The sequence below is a fragment of the Streptomyces sp. NPDC041122 genome, assembly GCF_055592445.1.
Window position 1 is genome coordinate 387,163 of sequence record NZ_JBVIYQ010000002.1, and the last position, 19,090, is coordinate 406,252.

A 19,090-nucleotide genomic window follows, 5' to 3' on the forward strand; every position below is an offset into this window, starting at 1 on the left:
ACCCCGTGCTCTTCCTCTACACCGTGCTCGTGGTGTGCTGCGCGATCCTGCTGGCCGCCGGCGTCGTCGAACAGCGGCGGCACTTCGCCAGTCTGGAGCACATCCCCACCCGGGTCCTCGTCAACGGCATCCGCGGCAAGTCCTCCATCACCCGGCTGTGCGCGGGCGCCCTGCGCGGCGGCGGGCTCACCACGGTCGCCAAGACCACCGGCACCGCGGCCCGGTTCATCCACCCCGACGCCACCGAGGAGCCCGTCTACCGCAAGTTCGGCATCGCCAACGTCGTCGAGCAGATCGGCATCGTGCGGCGCGCCGCCACCTACGACCCGGACGCCCTGGTCATCGAGTGCATGGCGGTCATGCCGGCACTCCAGGAGATCAACCAGTCCAAGCTGATCCGCTCCACCATCGGCGTGCTCTGCAACGTCCGCGAGGACCACCTCGCCGAGATGGGCCCGACCCTCGACGACGTGGCGCGCTCGCTCTCCCGTTCCATGCCGGAGGGCGGCATCTGCGTCACCGCCGAGCAGGACCGCTTCGACATCCTCAAGGAGGAGGCCGACGCGCGGAACTGCGAGCTCATCTACGCCGACCCGGAGACGGTGACCGACGACGAGCTGCGCGGCTTCAGCTGGTTCACCTTCAAGGAGAACGTGGCGATCGCGCTCAAGGTCGCCGAGCTCGTCGGCGTCGGCCGCGAGGTCGCCCTCCAGGGCATGTACGACGCGCCGCCGGACCCCGGTGTCCTCTCCGTCGAGCGGTACGCCACCGAGGACGGCAAGAAGCTCCGCTTCGCCAACGTCTTCGCGGCCAACGACCCCGAGTCGACGCTGATGAACATCAACCAGCTGCTCGACCTCGGCGCCATCCACCGCCCGCTCCACGTGGTCATCAACTGCCGCCCCGACCGCGTCGAGCGCAACGGCCAGATGGGCGAGATCATCCCCGACCTCCGGCCGGAGAAGGTCTTCGTCATCGGCCACCCGGCCAAGTCCGCCATCGACGCCATCCCCGCCGACTGGCGCTCGCGCGCCGTCGACCTCGGCGGCGACCGGCGCGACCCCGAGGAGTTCATGCGCGACATGCTGGCGCAGCTCGGCGCCGACTCCTCGCTCGTCGCGATCGGCAACATCCACGGCCAGGGCGAGCTGCTCCTGGAGCACCTCGCCGAACTGCCGCCGGACGAGAGCGAGGAGCAGGCGGCCGAGGAGCCCGCCCCGTTCTACGAGCCGCACGTCGACCCGTACCAGCACTACCCGGAGGCGTACGAGACGCGGTACGCGCCGGCCCACACCCAGCCGATCCCCGTGGTCCAGCAGCCGTACGAGTACCAGCAGTACGAGCACCAGCAGCACCATGAGCAGCAGTACCAGGAGCAGCAGTACGAGCCGTACCAGCAGTACGAGCCGTACCAACAGCACCAGCAGTACGTGTCCCACGAGGGCCACGCGCCCCAGGAACCGCACCCCCAGCCCCCCGCGCCCCGCGGCCTGTTCGAGCCGCGCGTACCGCCCGTACCGCCCGCCGCAGACGACACCCCGCAGTGGCACAGCCCAGGAGAGCCCCGTTGATTCCCTCCGTCCTCACTCCTGAGATCGCCGCGGTCGGCATCGCGCTCGGGCTGCTCTTCTCCCTGGTCTGTTATCTGACGACCAACCTCTCGCCCGGCGGCATGATCACGCCGGGCTGGCTCGCGCTGACCCTCGTCGAGGACCTCCAGCGCGCCGCCATGGTCGTGGGCGTCACCGTCCTCACCTACCTCTGCACGCTCCTGATGCAGCGTTTCGTGATCCTCTACGGCAAGCGCCTGTTCGCCGCGGTCGTGCTGACCGGTGTGGTGCTCCAGGCCACCGTGATGATCGTGCTCTCGCTCGAGTTCCCGCTGATGTACAGCAACCAGACCCTCGGCTTCATCGTCCCGGGCCTGATCGCCTACCAGCTGGTCCGCCAGCCCAAGGGCCCCACCCTGCTCGCCACGGGCTCGGTGACCCTCATGGCCTACGTCGTCCTCACCGCCGGGATCCTCCTCGGCTTCATGCCGTCCGCCTGATTCGCAGGAGCCATTCATGCCGCCCAAGAAGAAGCGTCCCGTCGTGCACGCGGCGACCGTGCTCGCCCTGCTGGCGGGCAGCGCCTACCTGACCGTGGAACTGCGCAAGGACGAGGAGGCCAAGGCGCCGAAGGTGCAGGCCGTCACCGACACCCCCGGGCTGCACAGCAGCACCGGGCAGAGCGGCGGGAAGCAGAAGTGGGAGCGCCTGAAGGGCCCCGACCGCTCCGTGCTGCGCACCGAGAGCGGCAAGGTCCTCGCCACGTTCACCGACGGCGCCCGCACCGCGACCCTGACCGGCCCGAGCCGCACCTTCTCCGAGCCCGCCAACACCAAGTCCCGGGTCGTGACCAACGACTGGGTGCGGCTGATGCCGGAGAACTGGCGCGAGGGCGCGGAGAAGGAGAAGTGGTTCAAGGACTGGTACAAGGAGTTCTCCGGCAGCGAGGAGGACGACATCTTCGCGATGGCCTTCCAGTACATCGAGGGCGCTCCGACCAAGAAGGACGACGAGGGCATCGCCTACGCCGGCGACGCCAACTTCGGCCCGCTCAACCCCGAAGGCAGCTCGGGCAACGACCTGCGCCTGGAGCAGTCCGACTTCTTCGACTACCTCGGCATCCCGTACACCTTCCGCAACGGCACGACCATGCAGCCGGAGAAGGCCCGGGCCCGGTCCATGGACTGCTCCGGCTTCGTCCGCACCGTCTTCGGCTACCGCGCCCGCTACCCCCTGATGGCCAACGACCAGGCGGGCGACGGCCTGCCCCGCACCGCCAACGGCATGGCGCGCGGCAAGGCGGGCACGGACGTCATCCCGCTCAAGGGGATCAGCACGGCCGACCGCCCCAAGTCGATCGACGTGGTGCAACCCGGCGACCTGCTCTTCTTCAAGCTCGACGCCCGCACCAAGCAGCGCCTCGACCACGTCGGCATCTTCCTCGGCCACGACGCGGACGGCCACAAGATCTTCATCTCCAGCCGCGAGGAGGTCAACGGGCCGACGATCGGCGACAAGGGCGGCACGTCGCGCCTGGACGGCAACGGCTACTACGCCTCCACGCTGCGCAGCGCGAAGCGACTTTAGCGCTTCGCCGGGCGGGCGGTTCACCGGCTGCGGGCCGGTGGGGGCCGGTCGCGCAGTTCCCCGCGCCCCTCACGGGGCGCGGACCGCCCTTGGGCCCGTGCATTCTGCGCCCACCTCACCGACCCTGCGGCGCAGCTCGCGGTCGGCCGTGACCACCACGCACGGCCGGCCCGCCGCCCCTGCCGCCACCTCCACGATGCGGTCGTCACCGCTGCCGGAGGCGCTCTCCACCCGTACGCCGGGCACCGACTCCACATCCCGGGCCGCCCCCTCGACGACGAGCACCAGGTCCACCGGGCCCGGGTGTCCGGGCAGCCCGTCCGCGGCGTACGGGACGAGCGAGTCCCGCAGCCGCTCGGCCGCCCCGCGGCGGTCCTTCCACCAGCCGTCGGGCACGGATCCGACGACGTTCGCTGCATCGACGACGACGAGAGTTCTCATGCGGCAAACGTAAACTAATAGGCAAAACGCTGTGCGTCCGTGACCGTGGGCGTGATCGTGGAAGGGGAGGCGCCGAACCATGCCGTCGAGGTCCACCAGCACCGGTGCCCCGGACACCGCCCGCTGGCTGCTGCGCGGCCGGGACGGCCGGCTGGCCGCCTACGCCCGGGCCGGGGGAGGGCTGCTGCGCTGGACGGAGGAGCGGCCCGGCGGCCCCGGCTGGAGCGGCCCCGACTTCTTCGAGGCGCCCGACCTGACCTGTCTCACCCTCGCCCAGGGCGACGACGGGTACGTGCACTTCCTGGGCCGCAGGGAGCGGCGGGAGGCGGCGGGGGAGCCCGTCGTCGAGATCATGCACTCCATCCAGTACCAGTCGGGCCGGCCGCTCATGGACTGGCGCTCGCTCGGCAACCCGCACACCAAGCGCCTCGACCGCGCCCCGTCGCTCGGCGCCCCCGCCGCCGCGGTGGACGCCGCCGGCACCGTCCACGTCTTCGTGCGGGACGCGATCGGCAGCGTCCGGACGCGCCGCGAGGGCAAGGGCGGCAAGTGGGAGGGGTGGAAGGACCTCAAGGTCCGCGACACCCTGGACGGCATCGCCGCGCTCGCCACGTCGACGGGCCGCGTGGAGCTCCTCGCCCCGTCCGGCAAGGCCACCCTGCGCTGGGCCCAGCAGAGCCAGGGCGGCGAGCTGGAGCGCGCCGCCGACGTCCCCCTGGCCCCGGTCCCCGGCTCCGGCACCGTCCTGGAGACCGGCCCCGACCGCCTCACGTACTACGCGGCCGACGCCCTCGGCGACGGCGTCCTCGCCCACCGCCCGGCGGACGGCGGCGCCGCGGTGCCGCTCGGCGGCGCGCCCGGCACCGGCCCCACGGCGGCCGTGCGGACCACCGTCGACGGCCACGACTGCACCGTCCTCGCGCACCGCACGGCCGGCGGGCGCCCGGCGCTCGCGGCGTTCCCCACGGAGGACGAGGGGGCGGGCCTGTGGTGGGCCGAGACCGGCGAACCGTGCCTGGGCGCCCCGTCGTTGGCGCTCGACGCGCGCGGCCGGGTGGTCATGGCGGCGATCGGCCTCGACGGCACGCTGCGCCTCGCCCGCCAGAAGACGGAGCCGGGCCTGGCGCTGGAGGCGTGGACCCGGGTGTGACCAGACGGCAGTGGGCCGTACGGGACAACTCCCGTACGGCCCACTGCCGTTGAGGCGTGCGGCGCAGGTTACGCCGGGACGCTCGCCACGCCCGGCGCCAGGAAACGCTTGCCGTTGACGCGCTCGCTGACGCCCTCACGGTCCAGGTACGGCGTGATGCCGCCCAGGTGGAAGGGCCAGCCCGCGCCGGTGATCAGGCAGAGGTCGATGTCCTGTGCCTCGGCGACGACACCCTCGTCGAGCATGAGCCCGATCTCCTGCGCCACCGCGTCGAGCACGCGGTCGCGGACCTGCTCCTCGGTCAGGACGGAGTCGCCCTGCTTGAGGAGCGCGGCGACCTCGGGGTCGAGCTCCGGCTTGCCGCTGTCGTACACGTAGAAGCCACGCTTGCCCGCCTTGACGACGGCCGCGAGATTCGGCGAGACGGTGAAGCGGTCGGGGAAGGACCGGTTGAGGGTCTCCGAGACGTGCAGACCGATGGCCGGGCCGACCAGCTCCAGCAGGACCAGCGGCGACATCGGCAGACCGAGCGGCTCGACGGCCTTCTCGGCGACGGCGACCGGGGTGCCCTCGTCGATGACGTTCTGGATCTCGCCCATGAAGCGGGTGAGGATGCGGTTCACGACGAACGCCGGGGCGTCCTTCACCAGCACCGCGGTCTTCTTCAGCTTCTTGGCGACACCGAAGGCCGTGGCCAGCGACGCGTCGTCGGTCCGCTCGCCGCGCACGATCTCCAGGAGCGGCAGGATCGCGACCGGGTTGAAGAAGTGGAAGCCGACGACCCGCTCGGGGTGCTTCAGCTTCGACGCCATCTCGGACACCGAGAGCGAGGAGGTGTTCGTCGCGAGGATCGCGTGCGCCGGGGCGACCGCCTCGACCTCGGCGAACACCTGCTGCTTGACGCCGATCTCCTCGAAGACCGCCTCGATGATGAAGTCGGCGTCGGAGAAGCCCTCGGCCTTGTCCAGGACACCGGAGACCAGCGCCTTGAGACGGTTGGCCTTGTCCTGGTTGATCCGGCCCTTGAGGAGCAGCTTGTCGATCTCCTCGTGGACGTAGCCCACGCCCTTGTCGACGCGCTCCTGGTCGATGTCGGTCAGCACGACCGGCACCTCCAGGCGGCGCAGGAAGAGCAGGGCCAGCTGCGAGGCCATCAGACCGGCGCCGACGACGCCGACCTTGGTGACCGGGCGCGCCAGGTTCTTGTCCGGGGCGCCGGCGGGGCGCTTGGCGCGCTTCTGCACCAGGTTGAACGAGTAGATGCCCGCGCGCAGTTCACCGCCCATGATGAGGTCGGCGAGCGCGACGTCCTCGGCGTCGAAGCCCTGCTGCAGGTCGCCGTCCTTGGCGGCCGCGATGATCTCCAGGGCGCGGTAGGCGGCCGGGGCGGCGCCGTGCACCTTGGAGTCCGCGATGGCACGGCCGCGCGCCACGGCGGCGTCCCAGCCCTCGCCGCGGTCGATCTCGGGGCGCTCCACCGTGACCGAGCCGTTCAGGACGGAGGCCGTCCAGATCAGCGACTGCTCCAGGAAGTCCGCGCCCTCGAAGAGCGCGTCGGCGATGCCGAGCTCGAAGACCTGCTTGCCCTTGAGCTGACGGTTCTGGTTGAGCGAGTTCTCGATGATGACCGAGACGGCCTTGTCGGCGCCGATCAGGTTCGGCAGCAGCGCGCAGCCGCCCCAGCCGGGGACCAGGCCGAGGAAGACCTCGGGCAGCGAGAACGCGGGCAGCGCCTTGGAGACGGTGCGGTAGGAGCAGTGCAGACCGACCTCGACGCCACCGCCCATCGCCGCGCCGTTGTAGTACGCGAAGGTCGGCACGGCGAGGCCGGAGAGGCGCTTGAAGACCTCATGGCCGCCCTTGCCGATGGCCAGCGCGTCCTCGTGGTGCTTCAGCAGCTCGACGCCCTTGAGGTCGGCGCCGACGGCGAAGATGAACGGCTTGCCGGTGATCCCGACGCCGACGATCGTGCCCTCGGAGGCCTCCTTCTCGACCTGGTCGATCGCGGCGTTGAGGTTCGCCAGCGAGCCGGGCCCGAAGGTGGTCGGCTTGGTGTGGTCGAAGCCGTTGTCCAGGGTGATGAGGGCGAAGCGGCCCGCACCGTGGGGGAGGTCGAGGTGGCGTACGTGCGCCTGCGTGACGACCTCGTCCGGGAACAGCTCGGCCGCACCCTTCAGAAGCTCAGCGGTGGTGGTGCTCACTTGTCGCCTCCGGCGTCCTTGTGGTTCGGGTTCTCCCAGATGACCGTGGCGCCCATGCCGAAGCCGACACACATGGTCGTGAGGCCGTAGCGGACCTCCGGCTGCTCCTCGAACTGCCGCGCCAGCTGCGTCATCAGGCGCACGCCCGAGGAGGCGAGCGGGTGGCCGAACGCGATGGCGCCGCCGTACTGGTTGACGCGCGCGTCGTCGTCGGCGATGCCGTAGTGCTCCAGGAAGGCGAGCACCTGCACGGCGAAGGCCTCGTTGATCTCGAAGAGACCGATGTCGGAGATGGCCAGGCCCGCCTTGGCGAGCGCCTTCTCCGTGGCCGGGATCGGGCCGTAGCCCATGACCTCCGGCTCGACACCCGCGAAGGAGTACGACACGAGCCGCATCTTGACCGGCAGGCCGTTCTCCCGCGCGAACTCCTCGGAGGCGATGAGGGAGGCGGTGGCGCCGTCGTTGAGACCGGCGGCGTTGCCCGCGGTGACGCGGCCGTGGGTACGGAACGGCGTCTTCAGCCCGGCGAGGCTCTCCAGGGTGGTGCCCGGACGCATCGGCTCGTCGGCGGTGGCGAGGCCCCAGCCGGTCTCGCCGGCCTCCTCGTTGGTGCGCCGCACGGAGATCGGCACCAGGTCGGCCTGGATCTTGCCGTCGGCGTACGCCTTGGCGGCCTTCTCCTGGGAGCGCACGGCGTACTCGTCGGCGCGCTGCTTGGTGATGCTCGGGTAGCGGTCGTGCAGGTTCTCGGCGGTCATGCCCATGAACAGGGCGGACTCGTCGACGAGCTTCTCGCTCACGAACCGCGGGTTGGGGTCGACGCCCTCACCCATGGGGTGGCGGCCCATGTGCTCGACGCCGCCGGCCACGGCGATGTCGTACGCGCCGAAGGCGACGCTGCCCGCGACCGAGGTCACGGCGGTCAGCGCGCCGGCGCACATGCGGTCGATGGAGTAGCCGGGCACGGACTGCGGCAGCCCGGCCAGGATGCCGGCGGTGCGGCCGATCGTCAGACCCTGGTCGCCGATCTGCGTGGTCGCGGCGATGGCGACCTCGTCGATCTTGGCGGGGTCGAGGTCAGGGTTCCGGCGCAGCAGCTCCCGGATGGCCTTCACGACGAGGTCATCAGCACGGGTCTCGTGGTAGATGCCCTTCGGGCCCGCCTTGCCGAACGGGGTGCGGACGCCATCCACGAAGACGACGTCCCTGACGGTACGAGGCACGATGGCTCTCCTCCAGGGTGCGGTTGCGCCACACCTGCGGCGCGCTTCCTCAGGTCATGCTACTTGTCGGTAACTATGTGGCCAAGGGCCGGTCTCGCGAGGCGAAGGTCACACTTGCCCGCCGGGTGCCCGAGCGGGGGGAGGGAGCGCCGCGCCGCTCGGTGGAGCGCACACGGAAACACCCACCCGCCTCGTTCCCCCGGCGGTGCGGGGTGAACGGGGCGGGTGGGTGTGCGTGCTCCGCCGCGCGGCGGGACAGGTGGGCGGGACCGGGCCGCGTCAGCCGAGCGCCTCCACCAGGGCCGGGGCGACCTGGGCGATCTGCCAGCGGCGGGCGCCGTGGCCCGCGAGGGCCGCGGCCACGGACTCCTCATCCAGCCGGGCCGGCGGCTCCCAGCAGACGCGGCGGACCGTGTCCGGAGTGATCAGGTTCTCCTGCGGCATGTTCAGGCTCTCGGCGAGCGCCGAGATCGCCGCCCGCGCCGCGGAGAGCCGCGCCGCGGCGGCCGGGTCGCGATCCGCCCAGGACCGGGGCGGCGGCGGTCCGGTGACCGCCTGGCCCGGCTGCGGAAGCTCCGCGTCCGGCAGCTCCTTGGCGCGGTCGACGGCGGCCTGCCACTGCTCCAGCTGGCGCCGCCCCATGCGGTGCCCGAAGCCGGCGAGCCCGGCGAGGGCGTGCACGTTGGGCGGCAGCGCGAGCGCGGCCTCGACGATCGCCCCGTCGCCGAGCACCTTGCCGGGCGACACGTCACGGCGCTGCGCGATCCGGTCGCGGGCGGTCCACAGTTCACGGACGACCGCCATCTGCCGGCGCCTGCGCACCTTGTGCATGCCGGACGTGCGGCGCCAGGGGTCCTTGCGGGGCGGCGCGGGCGGCGCGGAGGCGATGGCGTCGAACTCCTCGCGGGCCCACTCCAGCTTCCCCTGCCGGTCGAGCTCCTTCTCCAGGGCGTCGCGCAGGTCGACGAGGAGCTCCACGTCGAGCGCGGCGTACCGCAGCCAGGGCTCGGGGAGCGGCCGGGTCGACCAGTCGACGGCGGAGTGGCCCTTCTCCAGGACGTAGCCGAGGACGCCCTCGACCATCGCGCCGAGCCCCACCCGCGGGAACCCGGCGAGCCGGCCCGCGAGCTCCGTGTCGAAGATCCGCGACGGAACCATGCCTATCTCCCGCAGGCACGGCAGGTCCTGGGTGGCGGCGTGCAGCACCCACTCGGTGTCGGCGAGGGCCGCGCCGAGGGCGGAGAGGTCGGGGCAGGCGACAGGGTCGACGAGAGCGGTGCCCGCGCCCTCCCGGCGGAGCTGGACGAGATAGGCGCGCTGGCCGTACCGGTAGCCGGACGCGCGCTCGGCGTCGACGGCCACGGGGCCGGTGCCCGCCGCGAAGGCGGCCACCGTCGCGGCGAGGGACTCCTCGTCGGCGATCACCGGCGGAATGCCGTCACGCGGCTCGAGGAGGGGGATCGGCAACCCTTCGGAAGAGAGGCCGTCGTCGTCCGGAGGGGCGCCTCCGGTGGTGCGCAGTGAGCTGTCTGCTGCGGTCTCTTGGGCGTCGGTCACCTGTCAAGGGTATCTGTGTATGGACAGCGCCCGTCGACGGAACGTTCCGTCGACGGGCGCCTGAGGGGTGTAAATGAGTCAGTGGATGATGCCGGTACGCAGCGCCACCGCCACCATCCCGGCTCTGTCACCCGTGCCGAGCTTGCGCGCGATCCTCGCGAGGTGGCTCTTCACGGTCAGGGCGGACAGGCCCATCGAGACGCCGATGGCCTTGTTGGACTGGCCCTCGGCGACCAGCCGCAGCACCTCGACCTCGCGGCCGGAGAGCTCGCGGTAGCCGCCGGGGTGGCTCGGGGCGCCCGGAGGGCGGCGGTGCATACGGGCGGCGGCCGAGCCGATCGGAGCCGCGCCGGGGCGGGTGGGGAGTCCGACGTTCGTACGGGTGCCGGTGACGACATAGCCCTTGACGCCGCCCGCGAGGGCGTTGCGCACGGCGCCGATGTCGTCGGCGGCGGAGAGGGCGAGGCCGTTCGGCCAGCCCGCGGCACGGGTTTCGGAGAGGAGCGTGAGGCCGGAGCCGTCGGGGAGGTGGACGTCTGCGACGCAGATGTCCCGGGGGTTGCCGATGCGGGGACGAGCCTCCGCGATCGACGAGGCCTCGATGACGTCGCGTACACCGAGCGCCCACAGGTGGCGGGTGACGGTGGAACGGACGCGGGGGTCGGCCACGACGACCATGGCGGTCGGCTTGTTCGGGCGGTAGGCGACCAGGCTTGCGGGCTGCTCGAGGAGAACGGACACCAGGCCTCCTGGGTGGGGGGACGGGAGGGGCCGGCTCGGGGATGAAGCCGGGACGAACCGTGCTTTCAAGGTCACAAACCTCTTCGGCACCAATCGCATCCGCCTTTAGGGAATGATCACGATTTGGTGAGAGAGAATTGGGGCAATTCGGACACGCGCTCGATCATCCGAAGATCAAACCGAACACGCCCTCTTACGGGTGACCCCCACGCGGACAAACCCCGCGGCACGAGGCCGCGGGGAGAGGAAGACGGATGACGGGGCTTCAGGGGGAGAGCGGCCCGCGTCGCTGGGGCAGCGAGACCACCGAACCGTCGCCGCCCGGCCCCACCGGCGGCAGCCCCGCGATCTGGCAGAGCAGATCGCACCACGCCGCCAGATGGGCGCCGGTGTCCGGCACCCCGCCCGCCGCCTCCCGCGGCGTCCACGAGGCGCGGATCTCGATCTGCGAGGCGGGCGGCCGCTCCGACAGACCGCCGAAGTAGTGCGAGCCCGCCCGGGTCACCGTGCCGCTCGCCTCGCCCGCAGCGAGCCCGCGCGCCTGCAGCGCTCCGGTCAGCCACGACCAGCACACCTCCGGCAGCAGCGGATCCGCCGCCATCTCCGGTTCGAGCTCCGCCCGCACCAGCGTGACCAGGCGGAAAGTTCCCTTCCAGGCGTCGTGCCCCGCCGGATCGTGCAGCAGCACGAGCCGCCCGTCCGCGAGGTCCTCCTCGTCCTCGACGACCGCCGCCTCCACCGCGTACGCGTACGGCGCGAGCCGCTTCGGCGGCCGGGTCGGATCGATCTCGATCTCCGGCCGAAGCCGTGCCCCCCGCAGCGCCTCGACCGCCGCGCGAAAGGGCGGCGGAGCAGAATCCGCCACCTTCTCCTCCGAACTCTCCATCTCGCCAGCGCCGTCCGACCGTTGTCCCTGAGCCGCAGCCATGCGGGGAAGGTTAAGGGGAACGGCGCCTTCGCGCAGGGAGAGACACCCGTGAGGGCGTTCTCGGTCAACGTGCGAGACTTTCCGCGTGAGTGCCAATGACAGCCGAGGCCCCGAGGGCCGGCAGAACGCAGCGACGTACGACTCCCCCTTCATGAAGGCGTGCAGGCGCGAGGCCGTGCCGCACACGCCGGTCTGGTTCATGCGGCAGGCGGGGCGCTCACTTCCCGAGTACCGCAAGGTGCGCGAGGGCACCGCCATGCTGGAGTCCTGCATGCGCCCCGACCTCGTCACCGAGATCACGCTGCAGCCGGTGCGCCGCCACAACGTGGACGCCGCGATCTACTTCAGCGACATCGTCGTCCCGCTCAAGGCGATCGGCATCGACCTCGACATCAAGCCGGGCGTCGGCCCCGTCGTCGAGAAACCGATCCGCACCCGCGCCGACCTCGCGCAGCTGCGGGACCTCACGCCCGACGACGTCCACTACGTCACCGAGGCGATGGGGATGCTCACCGCCGAGCTCGGCGCGACGCCGCTCATCGGGTTCGCCGGCGCGCCCTTCACCCTCGCGAGCTACCTCGTCGAGGGCGGCCCCAGCCGCAACCACGAGCACACCAAGGCGCTCATGTACGGCGACCCGCAGCTCTGGGCCGACCTGCTCGACCGGCTCGCGGAGATCACCGCCGCCTTCCTGAAGGTGCAGATCGAGGCGGGCGCGAGCGCCGTGCAGCTCTTCGACTCGTGGGTGGGCGCGCTGTCGCCCGCCGACTACCGCCGCTCGGTGATGCCCGCGTCCGTCAAGGTCTTCGACGCCGTCGCCTCCTACGGCGTGCCCCGCATCCACTTCGGCGTCGGCACGGGCGAGCTGCTCGGTCTGATGGGCGAGGCCGGCGCCGATGTGGTGGGCGCCGACTGGCGGGTGCCGCTGGACGAGGCCGCGCGCCGCGTCGGGCCCGGCAAGGCGATCCAGGGCAACCTCGACCCGGCCGTCCTCTTCTCCACCCGCGAGGCCGTCGAGACCAGGACCGACGAGGTGCTCGCCGCCGCGAAGGGGCTCGAGGGGCACATCTTCAACCTCGGGCACGGCGTCCTGCCGACGACGGACCCGGAGGCGCTGACCCGCCTCGTGGACTACGTGCACACGCGCACGGCCGTCTGAACGGAGCCCGTCCAAAAGATGTCCGAAAAGGGTCCCTGCCCAGGTGGGCGGGGACCCTTTCCGGGCTCGGCGGTCGCAGCGCACCGCGCTGCTCAGCGCTCGGAGCGCACCGCCGCCACCGCCTTGCGCGCCGCCACCAGGACCGGGTCCCACACGGGGGAGAACGGCGGCGCGTACCCGAGGTCGAGCGCCGTCATCTGCTCGACCGTCATCTGCGCCGTGAGCGCGACGGCCGCCACGTCGACGCGCTTGCCCGCCCCCTCGCGGCCGACGATCTGCACGCCGAGGAGCCGCCCGGTGCGCCGCTCGGCGAGCATCTTCACCGTCATCAGGGCCGCGCCCGGGTAGTAACCGGCCCGGCTCGTCGACTCGACGGTCACCGTGACGAACCGCAGTCCGGCGGCCGCCGCGTCCTTCTCGCGCAGTCCGGTGCGGGCGATCTCCAGGTCGCACACCTTGCTGACGGCCGTGCCGACGACGCCGGGGAAGGTCGCGTAACCGCCGCCCGCGTTCGAGCCGATGACCTGGCCGTGCTTGTTGGCGTGGGTGCCGAGGGCGATGTGCCGCTCGCGCCCCGACACCAGGTCGAGGACCTCGACGCAGTCCCCGCCCGCCCAGATGTCGTCGTACCCCCGCACCCGCATCGCCAGGTCGGTGAGCAGCCCGCCGTACGCGCCGAGCGGCAGCCCCGCCTCGCGGGCGAGCGTGGTCTCGGGGCGCACGCCGATGCCGAGCACCACCACGTCCGCCGGGTACTCGGCGTCCTGCGTGGCGACCGCGGCGACGCGACCGTCGTCACCGGTGAGGATCTTGGTGACCTCGGCGCCGTTCACCATGGTGATGCCCAGACCCGTCATGGCGTCGTGCACCAGGCACCCCATGTCCGGGTCGAGCGTCGACATGGGCTCCTTGCCGCGGTTGACGACCGTCACCTCGTAACCGCGCTTGATCAGCGCCTCGGCCATCTCGACGCCGATGTACCCCGCGCCGATCACCACCGCCCGCCGCCCGGAGGTGCCGGCCAGCGTGTCGAGCAGGGCCTGGCCGTCGTCCAGGGTCTGCACCCCGTGCACGCCGGGCGCGTCGATGCCGGGCAGCGGCGGGCGGACGGGACGCGCGCCGGTGGCGATGACGAGCTTGTCGTACGCGGTCCAGTACTCCTCGCCCGCGTCCAGGTCACGGGCGAGGACGCGGCGGCCCGGCACGTCGAGCCGCACCACCTCCGTGCGCATCCGCAGATCGATCGCCCGCTCGCGGTGCTGCTCGGGCGAGCGCGCGACGAGGTCGTCCCGCTCCGCCACGTCGCCGCCCACCCAGTAGGGGATGCCGCAGGCGGAGTACGAGGTGAAGTGGCCCCGCTCGAACGCCACGATCTCCAGCTCGTCGGGGCCCTTGAGCCTGCGCGCCTGCGACGCGGCGGACATGCCCGCCGCGTCGCCCCCGATGATCACCAGTCGTTCCCGTGTGCTGCTCATACGGACACGCTACGGCGCGGGGGCGGGCGGCACGGCGCTCAATCCCCGTCGTCGCGACGGCCGGTGGCGGCCCGCGGCGCCGGCGGGGCGGGGGGAGCCGGCGCACCGACGGGAGCCGGGGCCGCCGTCGCCCGGCGCGGCAGGCGCGGGCGGACCACCCGCAGCCACAACAGGAGCAGCAGCGCGGCGACGGCCGTGAACGGCAGCACCGCGGCCAGCACGACGCCGATCCACCGCAGCGTCGTGACGAACGCGTCCCAGCCGCCCGCGAGGGCGTCCGTGAACGACGGGTCGTCGTCCTCGGCGGCCCCCTTCGCCGCCGCGTTCTCGGTGAGCGAGAGCGTGATGGTCGCCATGGTCGTGCGGTCCTTCAGGGAGGAGCGCTGGGCGAGCAGCGCCTCCAGGTCGGACTGGCGGGTGCTCAGCTCGCCCTCCAGGGCGACCACGTCACTCAGCTTCGTCGCCTTGTCCATCAGCTTCCGCACCCGGGCCACGCTCGCCCGCTGCGACGCGACGCGGCTCTCCACGTCGACGACCCGGTCCGTGACGTCCTGCGCCTTCGCCTCGCGGCCGATCAGCCTGCCGGTGCCGGAGAGCGCGTCGAGGACCTCCTCGTACTCGTCCTGCGGGACGCGCAGGACGACACGGGAGCGCTCGCGGCCCCTGCCGTCGCGGGTGGTGTTCTCGTCGCCCACGAGGCCGCCGGCGTCCGCCGCGGCGCTACGTGCCGTGTCCAGCGCCCGGGGGACGTCCTCGACCCGGACGGTGAGCCGCGCGGTGCGGATGATGTGGGTGCCGGCGGGCGCGGCCGTCGCCCGGTCGCCGCCGGGGCCCTGCTGCGCGCCGGCCCCCTTCCTGCCGCCGGCCGAGGCTCCCGCCTTGCCGTCCGTGTCGCCCCCGCTGTCCCCGCTGTCGCCGCCGGCGCTGCACCCGGTGACGGCGAGCGCGACCGCCAACAGGAGGCCGGAGAGCGCCCGGACCCTGCGAGGACGGGAATGAGGACGGGAACGAGTGCGGGACAGGGACCTGCTGGACGCGTGCATCGGCGTACCCCCCGAGGGACGTGGTGACTGATGCTCCTTTGACGTCGCGGAGGGCCGGAACGGTGGTTGCCGACCGGTCCCGATGCGGTCACGGTCGGGACTCGCCGGTCTGAGAGAGTGGGGGCATGCGCGCAGCGGACACACGTACGGGTTTGGGCCACGCCGTCGTCATCGGGGGCGGGATCGCCGGTCTTGCCGCCGCGCACCGGTGGCTCACCGCGGCCCCCGGGCGCCGGGTCACCCTCCTGGAGGCCTCCGGGCGGCTCGGCGGCAAGCTGCACGCCGACGAGATCGCCGGCGTCCGCGTCGACCTCGGCGCCGAGTCGATGCTCGCCCGCCGCCCCGAAGCCGTCGCCCTCGCCCGCGAGGTGGGCCTCGGCGGCCTGCTGGAGCCGCCCGCCACCGCGACCGCGGCGATCTGGACCCGCGGCGCCCTGCGCCCCATGCCCAAGGGCCACGTCATGGGCGTGCCCGGCGACGCGTCCGCGCTGGCCGGCGTCCTCTCCGAGGAAGGCCTGCGCCGCATCGGGCGGGACGCCGAACTGCCGCCCACCGAGGTCGGCGACGACGTCGCCGTCGGCGAGTACGTCGCCGCGCGCCTCGGCCGCGAGGTCGTCGACCGGCTGGTGGAGCCGCTGCTCGGCGGGGTGTACGCCGGGGACGCGTACCGCATCTCCATGCGCTCGGCCGTCCCGCAGCTCTTCGCGGCGGCCCGCGCCCACGCCTCCCTCACCGAGGGCGTCCGCGAGATCCAGGCGCGCGCCGCGCGCGGCCGGCAGACCGGGCCCGTCTTCATGGGCATCGACGGCGGCATCGGGCAACTGCCGCTCGCCGTCGCCGCGTCGCTGCGCGCGCGAGGCGCCGAGATCCTCACCGACTCACCGGTCACCGAGGTGCGGCGGACCGCCGACGGGTGGCGCGTGAGTACCGAGCACGGCCGGCACGAGGCCGACGCGGTCGTCGTCGCGCTGCCCGCGCCCGCCGCCGCGAAGCTCCTGGACACCGAGTCGCCCGCCGCCGCGGCCGAGCTGCGTGCCGTCGAGTACGCCTCCATGGCCCTGATGACCCTCGCCTACCGCCGCGGCGAGACCGACCTGCCCGAGGGCAGCGGCTTCCTCGTGCCGCCCGTCGACGGGCACACCATCAAGGCGTCCACCTTCGCCGGCCGCAAGTGGGGCTGGATCGACCGGCAGGACCCGGAGCTGCTCGTCCTGCGCACCTCCGTCGGGCGCCACCGCGAGACGGAGATCCTGGAGCGTGACGACGCCGAACTCGTCGCCCTCTCCCGGCACGACCTGCGCGAGGCCACCGGCCTGGACGCCGAGCCGGTCGCCACCCGCGTCACCCGCTGGAACGACGGCCTGCCGCAGTACCCGGTGGGCCACCACGCGCGCGTGGCCCGCATCCGCGCCCACGTCGCCGCCCTGCCCGGCCTCGCGGTGTGCGGCGCCGCCTACGACGGAGTGGGCATCCCGGCCTGCATCGCGAGCGCCCACGCCGCCGTCGACCAGCTGGCCGGGGACCTCACCGGTGTGGAGGAGCTCACCCGCGACCCGGTGCAGAGCCTGCACGGCGGCGGAGGAGAATAGCCCCATGAGTGACGACGCCCCCGCCAAGACGCCCAACGCGGGCAAGAAGGCCAAGGACCTCAACGAGGTCATCCGCTACACCCTGTGGTCCGTCTTCAAGCTGCGAGACGTGCTCCCCGACGACGGCACGGACCGCGCGGGCTACGCCGACGAGGTCCAGGAACTCTTCGACCGGCTCGCCGCCAAGGACATCACCGTCCGCGGCACCTACGACGTCTCCGGCCTGCGCGCCGACGCCGACGTCATGATCTGGTGGCACGCCGAGACGTCCGACGAGCTGCAGGAGGCCTACAACCTCTTCCGCCGCACGAAGCTCGGCCGCGCCCTGGAGCCGGTCTGGTCGAACATGGCGCTGCACCGCCCCGCCGAGTTCAACAAGTCGCACATCCCGGCGTTCCTGGCCGACGAGACGCCGCGCAACTACGTCAGCGTCTACCCCTTCGTGCGCTCCTACGACTGGTACCTGCTGCCCGACGAGGACCGCCGCCGCATGCTCAAGGACCACGGCATGATGGCCCGCGGCTACCCCGACGTGCGCGCCAACACGGTCGCCTCGTTCTCGCTCGGCGACTACGAGTGGCTCCTCGCCTTCGAGGCCGACGAGCTCTACCGCATCGTCGACCTCATGCGTCACCTGCGTGCCTCCGAGGCCCGGATGCACGTCCGTGAAGAGGTGCCGTTCTACACCGGCCGCCGCAAGTCCGTGGCGGACCTGGTGGCGGGCCTGGCGTAGCGGGTCAGCGCTCCCGGGGCAGTTCCGCGGCGCGGACCCCGGACGTCGGCGACGGCTCCTTGTGCGGTGCGCACGCCGCGCGCCGCACGGGGAGCTCGCCGCGCAGGAGATACGCGTCCAGGTGCCCGTTGACGCACTGGTTGGGGCCGCCGCCGATGCCGTGTGTGCCCGCGCCCCGCTCGGTGACCAGGACCGACCCCTCCAGGCGGCGGTTCAGCTCCCGCGCCCCCTCGTAGGGCGTCGCCGCGTCGCGCTCGGCGGCCAGGATCAGCGTCGGCGGCAGCTCGCCGCCGGCCGCGCGCACGTCCACGGGCTGCTGCCGGGGCGCCTTCCAGTAGGCGCACGGCAGGTTCATCCAGGCGTTGTCCCACGTCTCGAAGGGCGCGACGCGCGCGAGCCGGGTGTTGTCGTGGTCCCAGGTGGCGAAGTCGGTGGGCCAGTCCGCGTCGTTGCACTCCACGGCCGTGTAGACGGCGTTGCCGTTCTCCTCCTCCGCGGCCGACTTCGGCTCCGGCGCGGCCTGCTCGATCAGCGGCTTCGGGTCGCCCTTCAGATACGCGGAGAGCGCCGCCGCGCGCATCGGCCAGTAGTCGTCGTAGTACCCGGCCTTCAGGTAGGCGCCCTGCAGCTGACCGGGGCCGACCTTGCCGCCCGCCGGCCTCCGGACCAGCTCGGCGCGGACCTTCTCGTAGCTGCGCAGCACCCGCTCGGGCGTGTCGCCCAGGTGGTAGGTCTTGTCGTGCTTGGCCACCCAGGCGCGGAAGTCCGCCCAGCGCCGCTCGAAGGCCGCCGACTGGTCGAGGTTGTTGCCGTACCAGATCTGCCGCGGGTCGGGGTTGACCGCCGAGTCGAAGACCATGCGGCGCACGTGCGAGGGGAAGAGCGTGGCGTAGACCGCCCCGAAGTACGTGCCGTACGAGGCGCCCATGAACGTCAGCTTCCGCTCGCCGAGGGCCGCCCGCAGCACGTCCAGGTCGCGCGCGTTGTTCAGGGTCGTGTAGTGGCGCAGGCCGGGATTGCGGGCCGCGCAGCCGCGCGCGTACGCCTTGGCCCGCGCGACACGCTGGCGCTTGTACGCCTCGTCGGGGTGGGTCGGCGACTGCGTGGGCGCCTTGATGTACGCCTTCGGGTCCTCGCAGGACAGCGGCGCCGAGCGGCCCACCCCGCGCGGGGCGTAGCCGACCAGGTCGTAGGCCGCGGCGATGCGCTTCCACTCGGGCATCATGCCGACCATCGGGAAGTACGTGCCGGAGGCGCCGGGCCCGCCGGGGTTGTAGACGAGGGAGCCCTGCCGGGCGGCTTTCTTGCCCGCCGCCTTGTCGGTCGCCCTGCCGGTGGCCTTGGTGCGGCTGACGGTCAGTCTGATCTGCTCGCCGCCGGGGCGGGCGTAGTCGAGCGGCACGGAGACCGTGCCGCACTTGATGGACGGCGGAAGGCCCTCGGCCTTGGCGCAGGTGCCCCAGTGGATCCCGGCGGCCTCGGCGCGCTGGGCGGCGACGGTGGTGCCGAAGGTCTCGGGGGAGGGCGGGGCGCCGCTCGCGCTCCCCGCGGGGGCGGCGACGAGGGCGGTCAGGACCAGGGATCCGGCGGTTCCGTAGCGGACGGCTGCTGCTCTCATCGCGCGTGCATACCCCTTGTGTTCGGTTGTGCGTGCGGGAGGTACTCGAACAAAAGGGATGATTCGTGTGGTAATCGACGAAGTAAAGCACCGGC

16 protein-coding genes are annotated in these 19,090 nt (G+C 72.5%); 7 read left to right on the forward strand and 9 right to left on the reverse strand.

All coding sequences use genetic code 11. The annotated features are described in order from the left end of the window. Positions 1–5 precede the first annotated feature (5 nt). The 3 genes from pgsB to ACZ6B8_RS07985 are packed head-to-tail and all read left to right on the forward strand — an operon-like array spanning position 6 to position 3,137. On the forward strand, positions 6–1,571 hold the full coding sequence (gene pgsB, locus ACZ6B8_RS07975; RefSeq protein WP_471606638.1) for a poly-gamma-glutamate synthase PgsB: 1,566 nt from the start codon (positions 6–8) through the stop codon (positions 1,569–1,571). Next, a complete protein-coding gene (locus tag ACZ6B8_RS07980; RefSeq protein ID WP_471077293.1) occupies positions 1,568–2,050 on the forward strand; it encodes a poly-gamma-glutamate biosynthesis protein PgsC/CapC in 483 nt (160 codons plus the stop codon). The genes pgsB and ACZ6B8_RS07980 overlap by 4 nt, the downstream gene beginning before the upstream one ends. Positions 2,051–2,066: 16 nt before the next feature. Next, positions 2,067–3,137 carry a C40 family peptidase gene (locus tag ACZ6B8_RS07985; RefSeq protein WP_471077296.1) on the forward strand — a complete coding sequence of 357 codons (1,071 nt, stop codon included), beginning with the start codon at positions 2,067–2,069 and terminating at the stop codon, positions 3,135–3,137. 69 nt (positions 3,138–3,206) lie between these two features. On the opposite strand, the gene ACZ6B8_RS07990 is transcribed toward ACZ6B8_RS07985, so the two are convergent. Continuing rightward, complete coding sequence (locus ACZ6B8_RS07990; protein WP_471077299.1) at positions 3,207–3,578, reverse strand: NTP pyrophosphohydrolase; 372 nt, start codon at positions 3,576–3,578, stop codon at positions 3,207–3,209. Between the two features lie 79 nt (positions 3,579–3,657). On the opposite strand from ACZ6B8_RS07990, the gene ACZ6B8_RS07995 reads away from it, so the two are divergent. Further along, entirely contained in the window at positions 3,658–4,728 is a 1,071-nt protein-coding gene (locus ACZ6B8_RS07995; protein WP_471606639.1) for a PLL family lectin, read from the forward strand. 68 nt (positions 4,729–4,796) lie between these two features. Here the strand turns inward: ACZ6B8_RS07995 and ACZ6B8_RS08000 are convergent, their stop codons facing one another. The 5 genes from ACZ6B8_RS08000 to ACZ6B8_RS08020 all read right to left on the reverse strand — a co-directional run bounded on the left by ACZ6B8_RS08000 (position 4,797) and on the right by ACZ6B8_RS08020 (position 11,378). After that, on the reverse strand, positions 4,797–6,929 hold the full coding sequence (locus ACZ6B8_RS08000; protein WP_471606640.1) for a 3-hydroxyacyl-CoA dehydrogenase NAD-binding domain-containing protein: 2,133 nt from the start codon (positions 6,927–6,929) through the stop codon (positions 4,797–4,799). Further along, positions 6,926–8,152 carry a thiolase family protein gene (locus tag ACZ6B8_RS08005; RefSeq protein WP_471077308.1) on the reverse strand — a complete coding sequence of 409 codons (1,227 nt, stop codon included), beginning with the start codon at positions 8,150–8,152 and terminating at the stop codon, positions 6,926–6,928. The genes ACZ6B8_RS08000 and ACZ6B8_RS08005 overlap by 4 nt, the downstream gene beginning before the upstream one ends. Positions 8,153–8,431: 279 nt before the next feature. Continuing rightward, positions 8,432–9,709: an HRDC domain-containing protein gene (locus ACZ6B8_RS08010; RefSeq protein WP_471606641.1), complete on the reverse strand. Its 1,278-nt coding sequence runs from the start codon at positions 9,707–9,709 to the stop codon at positions 8,432–8,434. A gap of 78 nt (positions 9,710–9,787) precedes the next feature. Beyond that, a complete protein-coding gene (locus ACZ6B8_RS08015) occupies positions 9,788–10,450 on the reverse strand; it encodes a response regulator transcription factor (RefSeq protein ID WP_030687574.1) in 663 nt (220 codons plus the stop codon). 265 nt (positions 10,451–10,715) lie between these two features. After that, positions 10,716–11,378, reverse strand: a complete 663-nt coding sequence (locus ACZ6B8_RS08020) for a DUF3000 domain-containing protein (protein WP_471077315.1) — start codon at positions 11,376–11,378, stop codon at positions 10,716–10,718. Between the two features lie 85 nt (positions 11,379–11,463). Here ACZ6B8_RS08020 and hemE point away from each other — a divergent pair, with 85 nt between their 5' ends. Continuing rightward, positions 11,464–12,537: a uroporphyrinogen decarboxylase gene (gene hemE, locus ACZ6B8_RS08025; RefSeq protein ID WP_471606642.1), complete on the forward strand. Its 1,074-nt coding sequence runs from the start codon at positions 11,464–11,466 to the stop codon at positions 12,535–12,537. Positions 12,538–12,629: 92 nt separating this feature from the next. On the opposite strand, the gene ACZ6B8_RS08030 is transcribed toward hemE, so the two are convergent. Together ACZ6B8_RS08030 and ACZ6B8_RS08035 are read right to left on the reverse strand one after the other, a co-directional pair. Beyond that, complete coding sequence (locus ACZ6B8_RS08030; RefSeq protein ID WP_471606643.1) at positions 12,630–14,012, reverse strand: FAD-dependent oxidoreductase; 1,383 nt, start codon at positions 14,010–14,012, stop codon at positions 12,630–12,632. A 38-nt stretch (positions 14,013–14,050) separates the two neighbouring features. After that, entirely contained in the window at positions 14,051–15,055 is a 1,005-nt protein-coding gene (locus tag ACZ6B8_RS08035; protein ID WP_471606644.1) for a DUF4349 domain-containing protein, read from the reverse strand. Positions 15,056–15,180: 125 nt separating this feature from the next. Between ACZ6B8_RS08035 and hemG the strand changes: the two genes are divergently transcribed. Both hemG and hemQ read left to right on the forward strand, forming a co-directional pair. Continuing rightward, positions 15,181–16,644, forward strand: a complete 1,464-nt coding sequence (hemG, locus tag ACZ6B8_RS08040) for a protoporphyrinogen oxidase (RefSeq protein WP_471606645.1) — start codon at positions 15,181–15,183, stop codon at positions 16,642–16,644. 4 nt (positions 16,645–16,648) lie between these two features. Continuing rightward, the gene (gene hemQ, locus ACZ6B8_RS08045; protein ID WP_471077330.1) at positions 16,649–17,377 is read left to right on the forward strand and encodes a hydrogen peroxide-dependent heme synthase; all 729 of its coding nucleotides are present in this window, start codon (positions 16,649–16,651) and stop codon (positions 17,375–17,377) included. A gap of 4 nt (positions 17,378–17,381) precedes the next feature. Here the strand turns inward: hemQ and ACZ6B8_RS08050 are convergent, their stop codons facing one another. Further along, on the reverse strand, positions 17,382–18,995 hold the full coding sequence (locus ACZ6B8_RS08050; protein WP_471606646.1) for an alpha/beta hydrolase: 1,614 nt from the start codon (positions 18,993–18,995) through the stop codon (positions 17,382–17,384). Between the last annotated feature and the right edge of the window lie 95 nt (positions 18,996–19,090).